This window comes from Bradyrhizobium sp. UBA2491 (assembly GCF_002341725.1).
In the GTDB taxonomy this organism is placed as follows: Bacteria; Pseudomonadota; Alphaproteobacteria; order Rhizobiales; family Xanthobacteraceae; genus Bradyrhizobium.
In genome coordinates this window covers 33776-51857 of record NZ_DDOP01000014.1, presented here as the reverse complement: position 1 = coordinate 51857, position 18082 = coordinate 33776, and the positions used below count along the sequence as shown (strand labels likewise).

18 protein-coding genes and 2 tRNA genes are annotated in these 18082 nt (G+C 66.1%); 7 read left to right on the top strand and 13 right to left on the bottom strand.

Translation table 11 applies throughout. The annotated features are described in order from the left end of the window. Nucleotides 1-69 precede the first annotated feature (69 nt). The 3 genes from B2W55_RS03565 (at nt 70) to B2W55_RS03555 (ending at nt 4768) form a co-directional block, all read left to right on the top strand. On the top strand, nt 70-1713 hold the full coding sequence (locus tag B2W55_RS03565) for a hypothetical protein (protein WP_024579033.1): 1644 nt from the start codon (nt 70-72) through the stop codon (nt 1711-1713). Between the two features lie 69 nt (nt 1714-1782). Beyond that, nucleotides 1783-3984 (top strand): AAA family ATPase, encoded by a 2202-nt coding sequence (locus B2W55_RS03560; protein WP_029878788.1) that lies wholly within the window; start codon nt 1783-1785, stop codon nt 3982-3984. Continuing rightward, nucleotides 3965-4768, top strand: coding sequence for a hypothetical protein (locus B2W55_RS03555; protein WP_024579031.1), 804 nt, complete (start codon nt 3965-3967; stop codon nt 4766-4768). Before B2W55_RS03560 ends, B2W55_RS03555 begins: the two co-directional genes overlap by 20 nt. 156 nt (nt 4769-4924) lie before the next feature. Here B2W55_RS03555 and B2W55_RS03550 read toward each other — a convergent pair. The 12 genes from B2W55_RS03550 to B2W55_RS03495 form a co-directional block, all read right to left on the bottom strand. Further along, nucleotides 4925-5000: transfer RNA gene (locus B2W55_RS03550), tRNA-Phe, on the bottom strand. A gap of 139 nt (nt 5001-5139) precedes the next feature. Next, entirely contained in the window at nt 5140-5322 is a 183-nt protein-coding gene (yacG, locus tag B2W55_RS03545) for a DNA gyrase inhibitor YacG (protein WP_024579030.1), read from the bottom strand. Between the two features lie 248 nt (nt 5323-5570). Next, nucleotides 5571-6200, bottom strand: a complete 630-nt coding sequence (locus tag B2W55_RS03540) for a Maf-like protein (protein WP_024579029.1) — start codon at nt 6198-6200, stop codon at nt 5571-5573. 181 nt (nt 6201-6381) lie between these two features. Continuing rightward, on the bottom strand, nt 6382-6846 hold the full coding sequence (locus tag B2W55_RS03535; RefSeq protein ID WP_024579028.1) for a low molecular weight phosphatase family protein: 465 nt from the start codon (nt 6844-6846) through the stop codon (nt 6382-6384). 114 nt (nt 6847-6960) lie between these two features. Beyond that, nucleotides 6961-7464: a UPF0262 family protein gene (locus B2W55_RS03530; protein WP_024579027.1), complete on the bottom strand. Its 504-nt coding sequence runs from the start codon at nt 7462-7464 to the stop codon at nt 6961-6963. After that, on the bottom strand, nt 7461-8756 hold the full coding sequence (hisD, locus tag B2W55_RS03525) for a histidinol dehydrogenase (protein ID WP_024579026.1): 1296 nt from the start codon (nt 8754-8756) through the stop codon (nt 7461-7463). Before hisD ends, B2W55_RS03530 begins: the two co-directional genes overlap by 4 nt. A gap of 87 nt (nt 8757-8843) precedes the next feature. Next, nucleotides 8844-9272, bottom strand: a complete 429-nt coding sequence (locus tag B2W55_RS03520) for a DUF2948 family protein (protein ID WP_024579025.1) — start codon at nt 9270-9272, stop codon at nt 8844-8846. A 276-nt stretch (nt 9273-9548) separates the two neighbouring features. Then, nucleotides 9549-10373: an alpha/beta fold hydrolase gene (locus B2W55_RS03515; RefSeq protein ID WP_024579024.1), complete on the bottom strand. Its 825-nt coding sequence runs from the start codon at nt 10371-10373 to the stop codon at nt 9549-9551. A 139-nt stretch (nt 10374-10512) separates the two neighbouring features. Continuing rightward, a complete protein-coding gene (locus tag B2W55_RS03510; RefSeq protein ID WP_029878787.1) occupies nt 10513-11013 on the bottom strand; it encodes a hypothetical protein in 501 nt (166 codons plus the stop codon). 152 nt (nt 11014-11165) lie between these two features. Next, nucleotides 11166-11474, bottom strand: coding sequence for a UBP-type zinc finger domain-containing protein (locus B2W55_RS03505; RefSeq protein ID WP_024579022.1), 309 nt, complete (start codon nt 11472-11474; stop codon nt 11166-11168). A 191-nt stretch (nt 11475-11665) separates the two neighbouring features. Beyond that, on the bottom strand, nt 11666-13363 hold the full coding sequence (locus tag B2W55_RS03500) for an FAD-dependent oxidoreductase (protein ID WP_024579021.1): 1698 nt from the start codon (nt 13361-13363) through the stop codon (nt 11666-11668). 38 nt (nt 13364-13401) lie between these two features. Beyond that, complete coding sequence (locus B2W55_RS03495) at nt 13402-13596, bottom strand: hypothetical protein (RefSeq protein ID WP_024579020.1); 195 nt, start codon at nt 13594-13596, stop codon at nt 13402-13404. Between the two features lie 317 nt (nt 13597-13913). Between B2W55_RS03495 and B2W55_RS03490 the strand changes: the two genes are divergently transcribed. Then, nucleotides 13914-13988 (top strand) — tRNA-Thr (locus B2W55_RS03490). Nucleotides 13989-14041: 53 nt separating this feature from the next. On the opposite strand, the gene B2W55_RS03485 is transcribed toward B2W55_RS03490, so the two are convergent. Then, the gene (locus B2W55_RS03485; protein WP_256372047.1) at nt 14042-14167 is read right to left on the bottom strand and encodes a hypothetical protein; all 126 of its coding nucleotides are present in this window, start codon (nt 14165-14167) and stop codon (nt 14042-14044) included. Between the two features lie 98 nt (nt 14168-14265). Between B2W55_RS03485 and B2W55_RS03480 the strand changes: the two genes are divergently transcribed. From B2W55_RS03480 to B2W55_RS03470, 3 genes are all read left to right on the top strand, one after another. Then, nucleotides 14266-14598, top strand: a complete 333-nt coding sequence (locus tag B2W55_RS03480; protein ID WP_024579019.1) for a hypothetical protein — start codon at nt 14266-14268, stop codon at nt 14596-14598. Between the two features lie 230 nt (nt 14599-14828). Further along, complete coding sequence (locus tag B2W55_RS03475; RefSeq protein ID WP_024579018.1) at nt 14829-15575, top strand: outer membrane protein; 747 nt, start codon at nt 14829-14831, stop codon at nt 15573-15575. Nucleotides 15576-15807: 232 nt separating this feature from the next. Further along, a complete protein-coding gene (locus tag B2W55_RS03470; RefSeq protein ID WP_024579017.1) occupies nt 15808-17952 on the top strand; it encodes a methyl-accepting chemotaxis protein in 2145 nt (714 codons plus the stop codon). Nucleotides 17953-18082 lie beyond the last annotated feature (130 nt).

Here is an 18082-nt window from a genome sequence, read left to right as displayed (position 1 = left end):
ACGCGGCCTGAACGTCTGCGCTGCACATGCGGCTCCGTTTCGGAGTCGCCCCACCTGGAGACGACTGCAATGTCCACCTCTGCATCCCCCAAACTCGCGGAATCGACCGCCGTCAACGAGGCCATCAAGGCGCGGATGGCGCCGAAGCAGGCGGCGCAGGCCGCGCCCGTCGACATCACCGCCAATCCCGTGGCCAAGATCGTCTTCAATCCCGAAGTCACGCCCGAGGAGCGCAGCCGCCAGATCGGCGCGCTGCTCTCGCCGGATCTTGCCGAGGACTGCAAGGCGTCGGTCAAGCAGCTCGAGGCCTACAAGGAATATCTGGCGCAGCAGCGCACGCTGATGCAGCGCAAGCTGATCGAGCTGTCGTCGACGACCGTCTTCGCCAAGATGAAGCAGACCTTTGCCGACATGAACAAGGGCGTGCTGGATTTCCGCGAGATGATCCACCCGCTGGTCGACAATCTCGATGCGCTCTACACGCTGCGCACCGCCGGCGACAATGTCGTGCTGGATACCTTCGCGGAGATCGAGGACGATCGCAAGCGCGAGGCCGATTGGGACCGCCGGACCTCGGAGGTCGAATCCCAGGCGCGGCAGGCGACCTCCGACAAGGACATGCTCGAGCGCGACATCGCCAAGCTGAAGACGCAGACCGGCCTGTTCGGCGGCATCAAGAAATCCGCGCAGGCCGAAATCGCCGCCAAGGAGCTCCTGATCGCCAAGCAGATCGAGGCGCTGAAGACCTGTCGCGACAAGGCGCAGGCGATCATCACGGAGAAGGCCGAGCACGACGCCAAGCAGGGCAAGTTCAAGGCCGAAAAGGACCAGGTCCGCAAGATGCTCGACATCTCCGGCCCCGAGCACGTCAAGCGCGTCGAGGGCATCATCAAGGCCGCGCTCGACTACATCGACAAGTCGCAGGTCACGGTCTCGGAGCTGCGCGACGAGCTCGGCGGAATCGAGGGCCAGGCCGACAAGCTGGTCAAGATCAACTCGCAGATGATCACGGTGGTCGCGATCCTCGACAAGGGCATCGACCTCGCCTCTACGGCAAACAAGGAGAAGGTGCAGGCGCTGTCGACGCCGAAGGAGGGCGAGGATACGCTTGGCCGCCTCGAGCGCGAGCGCAAGAAGAACGATTTCGAACGCCATGTCACGGCGCTGCTGGACAGCGGGCGCGGCACCAAGAAGACGGTAGCCGATCTCGAAAAGGACGCCGTCGACGCCAACACCTTCCACGACGCCCTCGGCAAGCAGAACGTCAATTTGCGCGAGCTCTCCAGCGACGGTATCGCCAGCGTCGCCACCAGCCTGAACACCACGATCCAGGCGCTCAACAACTCGGCGCTCAACGAGGCCTCGGAGAGCGTGCGGGATTCGATGCGGGCGATGAATGCGGTGACCGACGACGTCGCCAACAAGGAGGTGATCCGCCAGGCACTGCAAGTCGACGAGGCCTCGAAGCGGATCATGGAGAAGGTCGAGTCGATGTCGAACATCGCCGAATCGCTGCAAGCCGCCAACAAGCTGCGCGAAGACGGGCTCTCCAACATCCAGAGCCGGCTCGGCGAGCTCAGCGACGTCACCGCCACGGTGCGCGCGCGCTTGCAGGAGAGCATCGGCATGGATGCCAAGGAGCCCGGCGCTGCGGCCGCTGCGACGGCGCCGAAACCGGTCGACGACAAGGAGATCACGTTCGGGCAGATCTGAGCTTCGCTCCCGGACCGGCACGACCGGTCCGGGCTTCCCTCGCGTGCAGCCTGACCGATGGACATCCCGATGGCCGACAATTTTCTGATCACCGGCAGCGACATGCTCGCCAACCGGAAGAACTTCAAGCTGGTTGGCCGTACGGAGAAGTTCGAGGAACTGTGCACCATCCTGACGCGGATGGAAGCCAACAGCGTGATCGTCTCCGGTCCGAGCGGCGTCGGCATCACCACGCTGGCGCTGGCGCTGCAAGCCCGCAAGGCCGACGCCGACGCGCCGTTCGACATCGTCAACAAGCGGCTGTTCTGGCTCGACACCGATGGCCTGTTCGGCCTCGGCGACAACGATGCCATCGTCAAGCAGTTCAAGGCGATCTTCGCGATCCTGAACCGCACCCCCGACAGCGTCCTGATCGTCGAGGATACGCTCGATCTGATCGACGCGCTGCGCAACAGCGGACTGATGCACATCGTCAACGCGTTGACGGCGATGGTGAAGGCGAAGAAGACCCAGGTCTTCCTCGAGGTGCGCGAGGCCGACCTGACCCAGGTGCTCAAGTGCCATTCCGATTTCCGCGATCATTTCACGCTGATGGATCTGACCGAGCCGGCCGGCGCCGAGCTCGAGGAGATCGCGCTGCACGGCGCGAAAGATCTCGAGGAGAGTTACGAGGTCCGGATCGATCCGCCGGCGGTCAAGGCCGCCATCGACATGACGAGTAAGTATCGTTCGCTCGACACCGGGCTGACCGCGGCGCAGCCCGCACGCACCCGCACCCTGCTCGATCGCGGCATGGCGCGCTATCTGCTGCGGGCGCATTCGACGCCGCCGTTGCTCGCGCAGCTGGAAGCGGAGCTGGCGCGTCTCACCGCCAGCGGCGCCCCCGCCGGCAGCGAACAGAAGGCCGCCGCCGTGCGCGCCGCGATCGCGCGCCACAAGGCCGAGTTCGCCGAATACCAGGCCAGGATCAAGGGCTACTACGCGGCGCAGCGCGAGGGCGAGAAGTCGATCGCGCATATGGAGGCGCAACTGCGCACCCTCGAGGACGAGGAGAAGAAGCGGCACCTCGATGAACCTGCCGGCAAGGCCTCCGCCGGCGATGCCGACTTCGACCTGATCGCCAGGGCGTCCGGCTATGCCACGCCCGAGATTCTCCAGCTGCGCGGCGAGATCGCGCGGACTCAGGCGGCCGTCGACGAGAACCGGGTGAAGTACAAGGCCGTCACCAGGGAGATCAACGACCGCCTGCTGTTCACCGCCGACATGGTGATCGACGAGTTCTCGCTGATCTCCGGCATCGATGCCTCCAAGCTCAAGCAGAACGACGCCGTCAAGCTGCTCAACCTGCACGGATCACTGAAACGGCGGGTGTTCGGCCAGGACGACGTGCTCGATCACGTCGACCGCGCGATCAAGGTCTGGCGGCGCGGACGGCGCACCGACCGGCCGCTGCCGTTCCTGTTCTGCGGCGCCAGCGGCGTCGGCAAGACCGAGGTCGCCAAGGGGCTGGCGGAAGCGCTGTTCGACACCGACAAGGCGTTGAACCGCTACGACATGGGCGAGTTCATGGAGAAGAACGACGTCACCAAGCTGATCGGCGCGCCTCCGGGCTATGACGGCTTTGCGGCCGGCGGCGAGATGACCAACTCGGTGCGGGCCAATCCGTATCAGGTCATGCTGTGGGACGAGATCGAGAAGGCTCACCCCGACATCTTCAACATCTGCCTCAACATCCTCGACGACGGACGCTGCCGCGACAATCTCGGCCGCAAGGTCGAGTTCGGCGACGTGGTGATGCCGATGACCACCAACATCGGCGCGGATCATGCGCTGCGGGTCGGCACCGGTCCCGGCGACCTGAGCCAGGAAGAGGCCTATGAGCTCACCATCCGCGACCTGAAGAAGGCGTTCCGGACCGAATTCCTGAACCGCTTCGAGGGGCGCGAGAACATCATCCTGTTCCACAAGCTCAACATGGACACGATCGAGAAGATCGTGTTCCGCGAAATCTCGCGCATCAACGCCTTCTACCTGGCGCAATCGATCGAGGTGCGCTTCCCCGAAGCACAGCTGCGCGAGTTCTGCGACAAGACCTATTCGCCCGAGATCGGCGCCCGCGGCCTGCCGGGGCGGATCAAACGCATCGAGGCCATGATCGTCGACAAGACGATGGCGGACCCCGCCTTCAGCGGCACGCTCGACATCGGCTTCGATGCGACGAGCCGCAATTTCACGTCGAGCTGGATCCCCCATGACCGAAAAGCCGCATGACGACGCCAACGCGTTGCTGGACGGCATCGACAAGACGCTGTCCGACTTCAAGACCAAGGCCTATGAGGCCAAGAAGTCCTACGACCAGTCCGAGCTCGGGCGCGCCCATCGCGACCTGACCCTGCTCGGCCGGTTCTGGTCGCAATTCGTCCGCTCCTGCGGCTGGATCTACCTGACGCTGATCGCGCCCGTCACCTGGCGGCTCTACCGCTTCGTGCGCTGGCTCTTCGCCGGCTACCGCGCGCTCTGGGCGCGCTGCGTCTACGCCAAGGACGCCTATGGCGACCCGGAGTTCAGCAAGGCGCGCGGCGGCATCATGATCCTGGCGACGATCGCCGTCTGCTACCTCGTCTATGGCGCGATGACGGTCGCGGCGACCTTGCCCTGGTACCTGGCCACGGTGCGGCACGACGAGCAGCTCTATCTGTCGAACTCGCAGAACCTCTCCAGCTCGCAGACCGAAGGCCTCGAGGTCCACGAGGTCTATGGTTGCGAGACGCTGCCCTGCACCGAGCAGAATACCGTGACGTTCCGGGTGCGCTCGACCTGGTTCAACGAGCTCTGGAGCATCCTCCACCACGGCTCGCTGTTCTATCCCGGCTACGTCGCCGCCGCCGTCAGCCCGGTGCTGAACCGCTGCGTCATCACCTCCTACGGCGTCCGCAGAAAATTCCTGGTGCGATCCTGGGAGCTCTATCCCGATCTCGTCCAGGTCGAGTGCATGCCGACCGGCGGTGACAGCGGCAAGGACAGCAAGACGATCGACAACAAGGATTATCGGTAGGAGACGGCTGATGCGCGGCTCCGCCACTCGTAGCCCGCAAGGGTGAAGCGTGGTGCCCAGGGGCGGGATCGAACCATCCGGCTTCGCCCTTCGGGCTACGCCGGGACGAGTGTCCGCGTGGAGCGATTACGGGCTACGGCAGCATTGTGAGGGGGATGGTGCCCAGGGGCGGGATCGAACCACCGACACTGCGATTTTCAGTCGCATGCTCTACCAACTGAGCTACCTGGGCATACCCGCGGGGCCGAAAGGCCGGTGCGAGCGGGCGGTTTATAGAGAGGTCGGGGCGCTGTGTCCACCCGGCTTCGCGAAACGCTTCGCCGGGCGCGGCCCGTCCCGTCATCTTTCCCCAACTTGTTGGGAAAACTCGGCTATTCCGGGTCCTCCGCGTCGTCCTCGCGGCCGGGCACGACATAGGAGCCGGTCAGCCAGCGGTTGAGGTCGACGTCGCGGCAGCGCGGCGAGCAGAACGGACGGAAGGCCTGCGCGACCGGCTTGCCGCAGATCGGGCAGGCGCGTGGGGTGGCCGGAGGGGTTCGGGGTTGGTCGGTCATGGCTCGGACTTAGCCTATACCGTCTGGCAATCAAGCAGGCGGCATCATGTTCCATGTTGCGCAGGGACGGGCTTCCCTTCTCCCCCTGTGGGAGAAGGTGGCGCGGACATCGTCCGCGACGGATGAGGGGTCTCCGTCCGCGGAGACAGACCCCTCACCCAAATCGCATCTGCGATGCGATTTGACCTCTCCCATAAGGGGCCACAAGGGAGAGGTGTACCGGTGATGCCGATACTCCAGAACTGATCTCACACCGCCGCGGTGTTGAGCCAGCCGTAGCGGATCGGGAAGCCTTCGCCGCCGAGCAAGGTCACGGTCTCATAGAGCGGCAGGCCGACCACGTTGGTGTAGGAGCCGACCATCTTGACCACGAAGGAGCCGGCGATGCCCTGCACGGCGTAGCCGCCGGCTTTGCCGCGCCATTCGCCGGAGCCGATATAGGCCTGGATGTCGTCCTCGCTGAGCCGCTTGAAGCGCACGCGGGTCTCGACCAGGCGCTGGCGGAACGCTTCGCGCGGCGTCACCACGCAGATCGCGGTGTAGACCCGGTGATTGCGGCCCGACAGCAGCCGCAGGCATTGCGCGGCCTCGTCGACCAGGTTGGCCTTGGGCAGGATGCGGCGGCCAACCGCGACCACGGTGTCAGCGGCAATGATGAAGGAGCCGCGCAAGTCGTCGTCAAGCTGCACCGATTTCAGCGCGGCGTCGGCCTTGGCACGCGCCAGGCGGTTGGCGCAGGCGCGCGGCAACTCTCCGCGCCGCGGGGTCTCGTCGACATCGGCCGGACGCAGCGCATCGGGTTCGATGCCGGCCTGGTTGAGCAGCGCCAGCCGCCGCGGCGAACCGGAAGCAAGAACGAATTTGGGACGGCCTAGCATGCGGGCTTTGGGGCTGAATCGGGGGGACGGACGCGGGCGGAACCTATCGGATGGGGCATCGATGCACAACCTTGGAACCGGCTGCGAATCGCGCGCCCGCTGGGGGACAAGGCCCCATAAGCACAGCTGTTTGTCAGTCTGGCGACAACGGGCACTCCCACCGATCGGAACACGCGGAACGTCAGCCGCTCGCGGCGCCAGTCTTGGCGAAGCGGCGGCGGATCCGCATCAGGAGGCCGTCGCAGACTTCGCGATAGGCGGCGAGCTTCTGCTCGCGATTGCCGCTGGTGCCGGTCGGATCATGTGTCGGCCAGTATTCGACATCGGCGGCGAGCGTTCGGGTCAGGTCCAATGCCTTGTGATGCGCCTCCGGCGACAGCGTGATGATGAGGTCGAAGTTCAGTCCTTCCCAGTCCTCGAGCTCCTCGAAGGTCTGCGGCTTGTGGCCGGAAATGTCCTGGCCGAACTCGGCCATCACAGAGACCGCGAATGGATCGAGTTCGCCCTTCTTGACGCCGGCGGAGCGGACATAGAGGCCTTGCGGGAACATCTGCTGCAACAGGCTTTCGGCCATCGGCGAGCGCACGGCGTTGTGGCCGCATGCGAACAGCACGGCCTGCGGGTTGCGCGCGCGCGGCGCTTCCATCCGATCAGGCTTTTTTCGACCGGGGTACGCCCCCGTCAATCATCGCGTCGCTGATCATGCGCCTCTCGTTTTGGCGCATTGTCTGATCCGAAAACCGGTACCCACTTTTCGGGATCATGCGCCCTCACCCTTCCAGTGCAGCACAGTGATCAGCGTGAACAGCCGCCGCGCGGTCTCGAAATCGACCCGCACCTTGCCCTTGAGCCGCTCCTGCAACGTGCGCGAGCCCTCGTCATGGATGCCGCGGCGCCCCATGTCGATTGCCTCGATCTTGTCCGGCGTCGCGGTTCGGATGGCCTGATAGTAGCTGTCGCAGATCATGAAGTAGTCCTTCACGACGCGGCGGAACGGGGTCAGCGACAACAGATGCGCGACCACCGGCGCGCCATCTTCTCTCCGGATATCGAACATCAGCCGGTTGCCGGTGATCGCGATATGCAGGGTATAGGGACCCGGCCCGGCGGCGCCCTCGGGCGCGAACAGGTTCTGCTCGACCAGGTCGTAGATCGCGATCGCCCGCTCATGCTCGATGTCGGGCCCGGAACGGCCGATCGATTCCTCGTCGAGCGTCACCGCGACGATGCGATTGTCGGAATCGTCGGCTGGAGGCTGGGTCATGGGAGATTGAGGCGCAATCCGACGGAACGTGAATGGGCATCGAGACCCTCGGCCTGGCCGAGCGTCATCGCGGCGGGCCCGAGCGCACGGAGCTGATCCGGCCCACAGCGCAGGATCGAGGTTCGCTTCATGAAGTCAAGCACCCCGAGGCCGGAAGAGAACCGCGCCGAGCGCGCGGTCGGCAGCACGTGGTTGGAGCCGCCGACATAGTCGCCGATCGCCTCCGGGGTATGCGGCCCCAGGAAGATCGCCCCGGCATTGCGGACCTTGTTCGACAGAGCCTCGGCGTCGGCGGTCATGATCTCGAGATGCTCGGCCGCGATCGCGTTGGCAAGCTCGACCGCGTCGTCCAGCTTTGCCACCTTGATCACGGCGCCAAAATCATTCCACGAGGTGCGGGCGATCTCGGCGCGCGGCAGCGTCACAAGCTGCGCCTCGACCGCGCGCTCGACATCGGCGGCGAGCCGCGCGCTGTCGGTGATCAGGATCGACTGCGCGCTGACGTCATGCTCGGCCTGCGCCAGCAGATCGGCCGCGATCCAGTCGGCATTGCCGGTGTCGTCGGCGATGACCAGCACCTCGGAAGGGCCGGCGATCATGTCGATGCCGACCTTGCCGAACACCAGCCGCTTGGCGGCCGCGACATAGGCGTTGCCGGGACCGACGATCTTCGCCACCGGCGCGATCGTCGCGGTACCATAGGCGAGCGCGGCCACCGCCTGGGCACCACCGACGCGGTAGATCTCGGAAACGCCGCCGAGATGGGCGGCCGCGAGCACCAGCGGGTTGAGCTTGCCGTCCGGCGCCGGCACCACCATCACCACCCGCGGCACCCCGGCGACCCTGGCCGGCACCGCGTTCATCAGCACCGAGGACGGATAGGCCGCGGTGCCGCCGGGCACGTAGAGCCCGACCGCATCGACCGCGCTCCAGCGCCAGCCGAGCTCGACGCCGGCGGCATCGGTGAAGCGCTCGTCCTTCGGCAGCTGGCGGCGATGGAAGGTCTCGATCCGGTCGCGCGCGAAGCTCAGGGCCTCAACGGTCTTGGGGTCGCAGGCCGCGACCGCAGCGTCGATCTCGGCCGGCGTGATGCGCAGGCCGGCGGCGGCGATATCGAGCCGGTCGAACTTCCTGGTCGCCTCGAGCAGCGCCGCGTCGCCGCGGGCGGCCACGTCGTCGACGATGGCGCGGGTGGCACGCTCGACGTCGGCCGAGACCTCGCGCTTGGCCGCCAGGAAATCGCGGAAACGCTGCTCGAAATCGGCGCTCTGTCGGTCCAGGCGAACGGGCATGGCGGCTTTCTGAAGAGAACTCTGGGTCCCTGCTCAATGGCGCGGCGGATAATGGCCGTCAACCCTTGGGACGCGGCGGGCTGAGCGTTACGCCGGCGGCATCCCGAAATCGTCAGCCCCGAGATCGGTCAATTCGCACTCCAGGCACTCGACATCCAGCCGCAGCGCCCCGCCATGGCCGAACATCAGGAGCGCGCTGCCGCTGGGCGGGTTGGAGACATGGAATTCGATCCCGAGCAGTTCCAGGGGGGCGTCCGGGGCCGCCAGGTCGATCTTGCGCGACTTGCAGGCCAGCACCCGGTCGAACCGGAGCGCGGCGACCATCCGCCGCGAGCAGGTGCCGCCCGACAGGGTCTGCTCCCAGTCGAGCCGGTTCAGGCCGACCACCAGGCGCTTCTCGCCCTGGCGCCAGACGATATCGGAGGGCTGGACGCGGGCGTCCTGCACATGGGCGGAGATGACCGCGAGGTCATCGGCATCGAGGGCGATCAGCTTCAGGGGCGCGGGCGGGGACATAACGGTGGTTATAACGCGTTCGGCAGCCAGAGGTACCACGCGGCGCCGAGGAAATGCCGCTCGGGGGAACCGGCCGCGCACGAGCAAAATATCGAAAACAACCCCATGCAAAGGAGCTGACGGCGACGGCGCTCGACAAGGTAACCTGGCACGTCGGGCAAATTCGTCAGGTGAGCACGCTCGTCAGGCTCCCTCCCCCGCAAGGGGGGAGGGAACCCTACCGCTGGTGGCTGCCTCACCTGGTCGCACCGAACTGCGATGGTGTTTGCGCTCGCCTCACCCCTTGATGAACGCCAGCAGGTCCGCGTTGATGGTCTCGGCCTCCGTGGTCGGCATGCCGTGCGGGAAGCCCTTGTAGGTCTTCAGCGTGCCGTTCTTCAGCAGCTTGGCCGAGAGCGGGCCGGAATCCGCGTAGGGCACGATCTGGTCGTCGTCGCCATGCATCACCAGCACCGGCACGTTGATCTTCTTCAGATCCTCGGTGAAGTCGGTCTGCGAGAACGCGACGATGCCGTCGTAATGGGCTTTCGCGCCGCCCATCATGCCCTGCCGCCACCAGTTCTGGATCACCGCTTCCGACGATTTTACGCCGGGCCGGTTGTAGCCATAGAACGGGCCGGCCGGCAGATCGCGATAGAACTGCGATCGGTTGGCCGCGACCTGCGCCTGCAAGCCGTCGAACACCGATTTCGGCAGGCCGCCGGGATTGGCGGGCGTCTGCACCATCAAGGGCGGCACGGCTGCGATGATTGCGGCCTTCGCCACCCGGCTCTCGCCATGGCGAGCGATGTAGTGCACGACCTCGCCGCCGCCGGTGGAATGACCGACATGGACGGCATTCTTCAGGTCGAGATGCGCGGTGACCGCGGCGAGGTCATCGGCATAGTGGTCCATGTCGTGGCCGTCGGCGACCTGGGCGGAGCGGCCGTGGCCGCGGCGGTCATGGGCTATGACGCGAAAGCCGTGATTGAGGAAGAACAGCATCTGGGCGTCCCAGTCGTCCGACGACAGCGGCCAGCCATGGCTGAACACGATCGGCTGACCCGAGCCCCAATCCTTGTAGAAGATCTCGACGCCGTCCTTGGTGGTGATGGTGGGCATTGGATCGCTCCTGTTGTTGCCGATCTGGTGGTCCGGCCACGCCAGGCATGAACCGGCTGTTGGCGACGGCGTGTCCAGACACGCCGCCGCATGTCATGGTCTATGTGCGTCGCCTCGAATTGATGTCATCCGCCCCGGATCAGGCGAACGCAGCCGGCCTGAACCGGCGCCAGGCGCCGATGATCATCACGGCGAAGAACACCAGCACGATGCCCTGCACGGCGGCAAACACCGGCCCTGACGGCGGGTTCGGCGGCACGGCCGGCGCCAGCGCCTGCAACGCGGGGATCTTGAGGAAGCTCTGGATGACCAGCACGAAGACGTTGAGATAGAGCGAGACCAGCGCGGTCACGATATAGATCGGCCGCCAGGCGCCCTTGAGCTGCATCGCATACAGCGCGATGCAGGCGATCGCGAGCAGCACCAGCGAGAGGCCGCCGATGATGTGCGACGGCAGCAGCTTCTCGGTCACGAGCGGCGGGATCAGGAAGCCGGTGGCGTTGGTCAGGATCGTGAGCAGCAGGAAGATCGCGGTCAGCCCGGGTCTCGACTGCGAACCGAGCAGGCCGAACATCACGATCACACCGGAGACGATCGCAATCAGGCTGATGATAACGTGCACAAGCACCAACGTCGTCATGTGGCGCACTCCCCGTTGAGAACCCACACCACGTTACGATGCATCTCCGAGAATTGCTACATGGTTCGATGGCAGGACGACTGACAGCCCATTTCCGCTGCGGTGGCTCGAAAGCGACGCGCCGCGGCGCGTGCACCACGTGAGATGTTGAATCAATAATAACGCGGGATCGGTCCGTTATGCGGCGTCTTGCGCTTCGACAGGTCGAACAGCACCTCGTCGACATAGCACCAGCCCCAGCCCTCCGGCGGATCGTAACCCTCGATCACCGGATGGCCGGTGGCGTGGAAATGCGCGGTCGCATGCCGGTTCGGCGAGTCGTCGCAGCAACCGACATGGCCGCAGGTCCGGCAGATCCGCAGATGCAGCCACGGGCTGCCGCTCTTCAGGCACTCCTCGCAGCCGAGCGCGCTCGGGGTGACGTCCTGGATGCCGGCGATATGGGTGCAGCCTTTTGGCATTTGCGGCCTCCTGCTTGTGAGTCTTTTTTAACCCGTCATCCTGAGGAGCGCGGAACGCGCGTCTCGAAGGATGAATCGGCCACAGGCGGGGCCGTGCATCCTTCGAGGCTCGCTTCGCTCGCACCTCCAGCGACAAAGGCGAAGCCTTTGCGCGGGGATGACGGGAATAGAGCTTCCCCGCCGCATCATCGCTACAATGACGGACTGCCGGCATCGGCGAGATAGCCGTGCAGCGCGGCGACGACCTGGGCGCCTTCGCCGATCGCGCCGCCGACCCGCTTGACCGATCCGGAGCGGACGTCGCCGACCGCGAACACGCCGGGCACCGTGGTCTCGAGCAGCGGCACGGCGGGCGTGCCCTCGCCGTTCTGCACGCCTGTCTTGACGAAGCCGCCGCGATCGACCTCCACGCCGCAGCCTTCGAGCCAGCCGGTCGCCGGATCGGCGCCGACGAACAGGAACAGGTTGCGGATATCCATCGTGAACGCGTCGGGAGCGAGCCGGCTGCGCCAGCGCACCCGCTCCAGCGTCTCCGCGCCGTCGAGCCCGATCACCTCGGTGTTGAACATCAGCTCGATGTTCGGCGTCGCCTCGATGCGCTCGATCAGATAGCGCGACATGCTGGCCCCGAGCCCGCCGCCGCGGATCATCATGTTGACCTTGCGGGCATGCGCAGACAGATAGACCGCCGCCTGCCCGGCGGAGTTGCCGCCGCCGACCAGCACGACGTCCTGGTTGGCGCAGAGCCGCGCCTCGATCGGCGAGGCCCAGTACCAGACGCCGCGGCCTTCATAGGTCTCGAGATTGTCGATCACAGGCCGCCGGTAGCGCGCGCCGCTCGCCACCACCACCGATTTGGCGCGCAGCGTGTGCCCGCATCCGGTTGCGAGCGCGAACGCGCCTGATGTCTTGGAGCAGTCGAGCGATTTGATCGAGACCGGGATCAACATCTCGGCGCCGAATTTCTGCGCCTGGTTGAAGGCCCGCCCGGCCAGCGCCTGGCCGGAGATGCCGGTCGGGAAGCCCAGATAGTTTTCGATCCGCATGCTGGCGCCGGCCTGGCCGCCGAACGCCCGGGAATCGAACACCGCGACCGACAATCCCTCGGACGCGGCATAGACCGCGGTGGCGAGCCCGGCCGGACCGCTGCCGACCACGGCGACATCGTACAGCCTGTCCTGCGTACCGCTGCCGACCATGCCGAGCGCCATCGCCAGCGCGATCTCGGACGGATTGCGCAGCACCGTGCCGTTGGGACAGACCACCAGCGGCAGCTCGGCGCGGGTCGGCGAATAGCGCGCGATAATATCGGCGGCGTCGGTGTCGGCCGCGGGATCGAGCACGTGATGCGGCTGGCCGTTGCGGGCCAGGAAGTTCTGCAACGGCGCCATGTTGCCGACCGACGCCGAGCCGATCAGCACCGGGCCGCCGGCGCCGCCCTGGATCAGGCTGACCCGGCGCAGGATCAGCGCGCGCATGATGCGCTCGCCGAGGTCGGCCTCGGCGACCAGCAGCGCGCGCAGCCGGTCCGGCGGCAGCAGCAATGTCTCGACTGCGCCGTCGGCATGGCCGTCGACCAGCGCGGCGCGGCCGGAGAGCTGGCCGATCTCGGCGAGGAATTGCCCCGGCCCCTGGTCGATGACCGGCGTGACACGGCCGAGGCCGTCGCGCTGGGTGATCGACACGCTGCCCGACAGCACCACGAACATGCCGGGACCCGGCGTGCCGGTCTCGAACAGCGCCTCGCCGTCGTGGTAGGAGCGCGGCTCGCCGAAGCGGCGCATCCGTTCGATCTCATGGGAGGTCAGGGTCGGAAAGGTCTGCTCATGGCGCGGAAAGGCGTGGGCGGTTGCGCTCAGGCGATTGATCGTCGTCTCGTCCACAGCCATCTCGGCGACCTGCTTCTCTTGGAATCACACCTGCCGGATCAATGGCCCGGCTCGTTTCCGCCGGCATCATCCGGCGAGCCGACATCTAGCGGGCCGTCGGCCGGCTCGGAAGCCACATCCTCGCGACCCCGCGCCTGCGATTTCCGCCGCTTCAGGTTTTCGCGCAGCGCGAGCTTGAGGCGATCCTGTCGTGCATCCTTCTGCCCGCCGCCACTGTCCCGATCGCCCGTCATTGCAACACTCTCGAACCGCCCGTCGCCTTGCGCCACGCGAGCATAGACAATGGCCGGGGCCCGCGCACCCTGCCCGGTCGACCAGTTGCGCGCGACGGCATGATTCGGCGGTTGGTGGATCGGGAGCCTTCCGGCACCATCGGGAACCCAATCCGGCCGGAATCGGCCGGATTGGCCGCAATCATCGACGCGGAACGTGATTTCTGCCGATTTGCCCGGCGGGAGGGGCGCTGTTTCGCTTGCGCGAAGGGGAGGCCTGTGGCAAGAACCGCCCGCTTGGACGGGCCCTCTGGGCCGATTCAATTTTTCCCGGGCACGCTGCCGTAGCTCAGTGGTAGAGCACTCCATTGGTAATGGAGAGGTCGACAGTTCAATCCTGTCTGGCAGCACCAGGATCTCTCGAAAACGATGGTCGTCGTCAGCACGCGGTGCGCGGTGCCACGGATCAATGCGCCAGCAGAAGCCCTGCCCCGCCTATCACCAACACCACATAGAGCACGAACACACTGCCGACCCATTTCCAATCGATGTGTCCGTGTTCGGGGCTGAGACTCTCAATGATGCCATGCATGACGGTTTCCTTTAGAAGTCGCATGCGCGGCGTATAGCCCGCGTCTCGAACACGTCATGTGACTCACTTCACATTCTTATCGCGGAGCGGACCCGAGAGTGACCGGCCCTGAACTGAGAAAACTGCGCACCCATCTCGGCGAGGCCCTCGGCCGCGAGCTGACCGCGGCCGACATGGCCAAGCTGTGCGGGCTGCCCGCCGCCGGCGGCGCCGAGAAGCTCCGCAAGTGGGAGGTCAGCGGCCCGACCCCAAAGGTCGCGGGCCTGCTGCGCGTGCTGGCGATGGCGAGCGAGCACTATCCGATCCTGGACAAGTTCGACGTGTTCGATCGCCACGACGTTCCGGTCAAGGATCGCGCCGCGCGCCGCGAAGCGTTCCGCGCGCAGATTCGCGACGACGTGCGCAAGCGGCTCGACGAACCCGCGATCTGATCGGCAGGCGGCTTGGTTAACAACGGATGCGCCGCGCGCGCGCCCGTTAAGCCTTCCTTCATTCCCCCTTAAGCGTCCGTTAGGCACAACAAAACGTTTCGCTGCAAAGGGTGCGACTTAACGCTCCGAGCGGTCTTCCGGTGACAGCATTTTATTCAAATGCGGTCTAACCCGTCGCCATGGATGGCGCCACTGACGCTGCGCCGCATGACTTGTCCGGAGACTGCCCCATGAAGACGTTCCTGCTCGCAACCGCAGCCGCGGCTGTTGCCGTCGCTGCCCTTGGCGCGACCGCTCACGCCGCCGACTTCAACCGCGGCTATTACCAGAAGGCGCCGCCCGCGCCCGTTTACGCCGCGCCGCTCTACAACTGGACCGGCTTCTATCTCGGCGGCCATCTCGGCGGCGTGTTCTCCGACAACAGCACGTTCAACGGCCTCGCGTTGTCCGATTCCAGCTCCCGCTTCATGGGCGGCGTGCAGGGCGGCTACGACTGGCAGCTGTCGCCGATGTGGGTGATCGGCCTCGAAGGCCAGTATTCCTGGGTCGGCGGCCACCAGCTCAACGCGATCTTCCCGGGCGGCTACACCTACAACAACAACCAGCGCGGCATCGCCTCGATCACCGGCCGGGTCGGCTACACCTGGGGCCCCGGGCTGATCTACGTGAAGGGCGGTTACGCCTATTCCGACAACAACGAAACGGTGACCTTGGGCGGCGCGCCGGTCGGCTTCGCGTTGACCGACAACCACAGCAACGGCTGGACCATCGGCGGCGGCGCCGAATACATGTTCGCGCCGAACTGGTCGGCCAAGGTCGAGTACCAGTACTACGACTTCGGCGACAGCCGCTTCACCGCGCCGGGCGCGCTGGTGCAGTATGGCAGCTTCCACAATGACGAGCACACGGTGAAGGCGGGCCTCAACTACCGCTTCAATCTCGGCAATCTCGGCGGTCCGGCCTACGGCCGTTACTGAGAACGATACGCCCACAACCGAAAGTAGAAGGGCCGGCGCAAGCCGGCCTTTTTGCGTCCGATCGCGCGCATCGATTCCGCACAGCGAACCATGACAACGCCGCAAGCCCCGAAAAATCCTGCGGATTGTCGCGATTTTCCCGATTTTGTTAACCCACCGCACCGATACTCCCGCGCCGGGGAAACATCCAAGAGTAGTGGCCACGCGTAGTCGGCCAGGGGGATACGGGGCAATGGCGTTTCGGTTCAAGCTCGGCAAACCAAATCTCAAGCGCATCCGCCTGCCGCAGATGGGCGTCAGGGGCAGCCTGTTCGCGGCATTCGCCGTGATCGCAGGCATGGCGCTGGTGATCAGCGCGGGCGCCGGCATCGTGCTGCATCAGCTCGGCGGCACCATGAGCGATCTCTCCGGCCGCGACATCCCGCGGCTTGCCGCCAGCCTGCAACTCGCCGCCCAGAGCGCCTCGCTCGCCGCCCAGGGACCCGGCCTGCTCGCCGTGCAAAGCGACGATGCGCTGAACGAGCGCACCAAGAAGGTGCAGGAGGTCGCGCAGCAGACCAACGCCAAGCTCGGCGAGATCATCGAGCTCGGCGCCGACAAATCCGTGGTCAGCGCGCTACAGGAGAACGTCAAGAACACCGACGAGGCCACCAAGAGCCTGATTTCGGCGGCGCATGAGCGGCTCGATATCGGCGCGCTGCGCGACAAGCAGTACAATGCGCTGCGCAAGGCGCAGGCCGCGTTCGTCTCGGCCGCCGGTCCGGCGATGCTCGACGCCCAGACCCGGCTCAACGCCATCCTCGGCTCGGCCAACGTCTCGGCCGACGACGCCACCGAGGCGGCGCGCACCGTCGGCCAGATCAGCAACGTGCTCGCCGCCGGCAATCTGATGGCTGCCGACATGACCGCGGCGCTGTCGGCGAACTCCAGCGAGACGATCGACGCGATCGAGGCCGAGTTCAAGAAGGGCCGCGAGCGGATCAAATCCAACCTCGACGATCTGCCGAACAATCCGGCGATCGTCGCCGTGCGTGACACCGCGCAAAAGCTGCTGGTGCTCGGCGAAGGCAAGACGGGCGTGTTCAAGATCCGCCAGAAGGAGCTCGACTCGATCGACTACGGCCAGACCATCCTGGAGGAGACCCGCAAGCTCAATGTCGGGCTCGGCATCAGCGTGCAGCAGCTAGTCGACGCCGTGCAGAAGGAGACCGACGCGTCGACCTTCCAGGCGCGGCAGCAGATCTCGCTGGCGACCACTGTCATGATCGGCCTCGGCGCGCTGACGCTGGTCGGCTCGTTCCTGTTCGTCTGGCTCTATGTCGGGCGCAACATCCTGCGCCGCATCCGCGGCCTGCAACGCTCGATGCAACTGTTGTCCGACGGCGACCTCGACACCGAGATCCCGCAGAGCCGGCAGCGCGACGAGATCGCCGTGATGGCCGATTCGCTACAGGTGTTCCGCGAGAGCATGATCGAGAGCCGCGAACTCACCGCCAACCAGAACAAGGACCGCACCGCCAAGGCGGAGCGCGCCTCGCGGATGGAGACCCAGATCGTCACGTTCGAATCCACCGTGCGCACCGCGCTGGGCAGCCTACAGACCGCGGCGAACTCGATGCAGTCGACCGCGCAGAGCATGTCGGCGACCGCCGACCAGTCCAGCGCGCTGGTCAATGCGGTGGCCTCAGCCGCCGAGGAGACCTCGGTCAACGTGCAGACCGTGTCGGCCGGCACCGAGGAGCTGTCGTCGTCGATTGCCGAGATCGGCCGCCAGGTCGTCACCTCGGCGGAGATCGCCCGCAAGGCCGTCGAGGAAGCCAGCGCCACCGACAGCACCATGCAGGGACTCGCCGATAACGCCGCGCGCATCAGCGTCGTGGTCGATCTGATCCAGACCATCGCCTCGCAGACCAACCTGCTCGCGCTCAACGCCACCATCGAGGCGGCGCGCGCCGGCGAAGCCGGCCGCGGCTTTGCCGTGGTCGCCTCCGAGGTCAAGAACCTCGCGAGCCAGACCGCGAAGGCGACCGAGGAGATCCGCCAGCAGATCGTCAGCATGCAGGAGGTGACGACCACCGCGGTCTCCGCGATCCGCAATATCTCGAGCACGATCGGCGAGATTAACGACGTCACCACCGCGATCGCCGCCGCCGTCGAGGAGCAGGGCGCGGCGACCCGCGAGATCGCCCGCAACATCCAGCACGCCGCCGGCGGCACCAGCGAGGTGTCGAGCAACATCGTCGGCGTCTCCACCGCCTCGGCCGAGGCCGGCGCGGCGGCCGGCGAGGTGCTGAGCGCCTCCGACGCGCTGCGCCGCGAGGCCGACGTGCTGCGCTCGGAAATCGACGGCTTCCTGTCGAACATCCGAGCCGCGTAGCAACGCTACCGTGCGCCCCGTAGCCCGGGTTGATCCGGGCTACGGAATTCCGGGGATTTCCGTCCCTTTCTCCGGACGGCTATCTGATTTTTCGGCTGGCGCAGCGGGCAATGTGCCGCTAAGCCCGTAG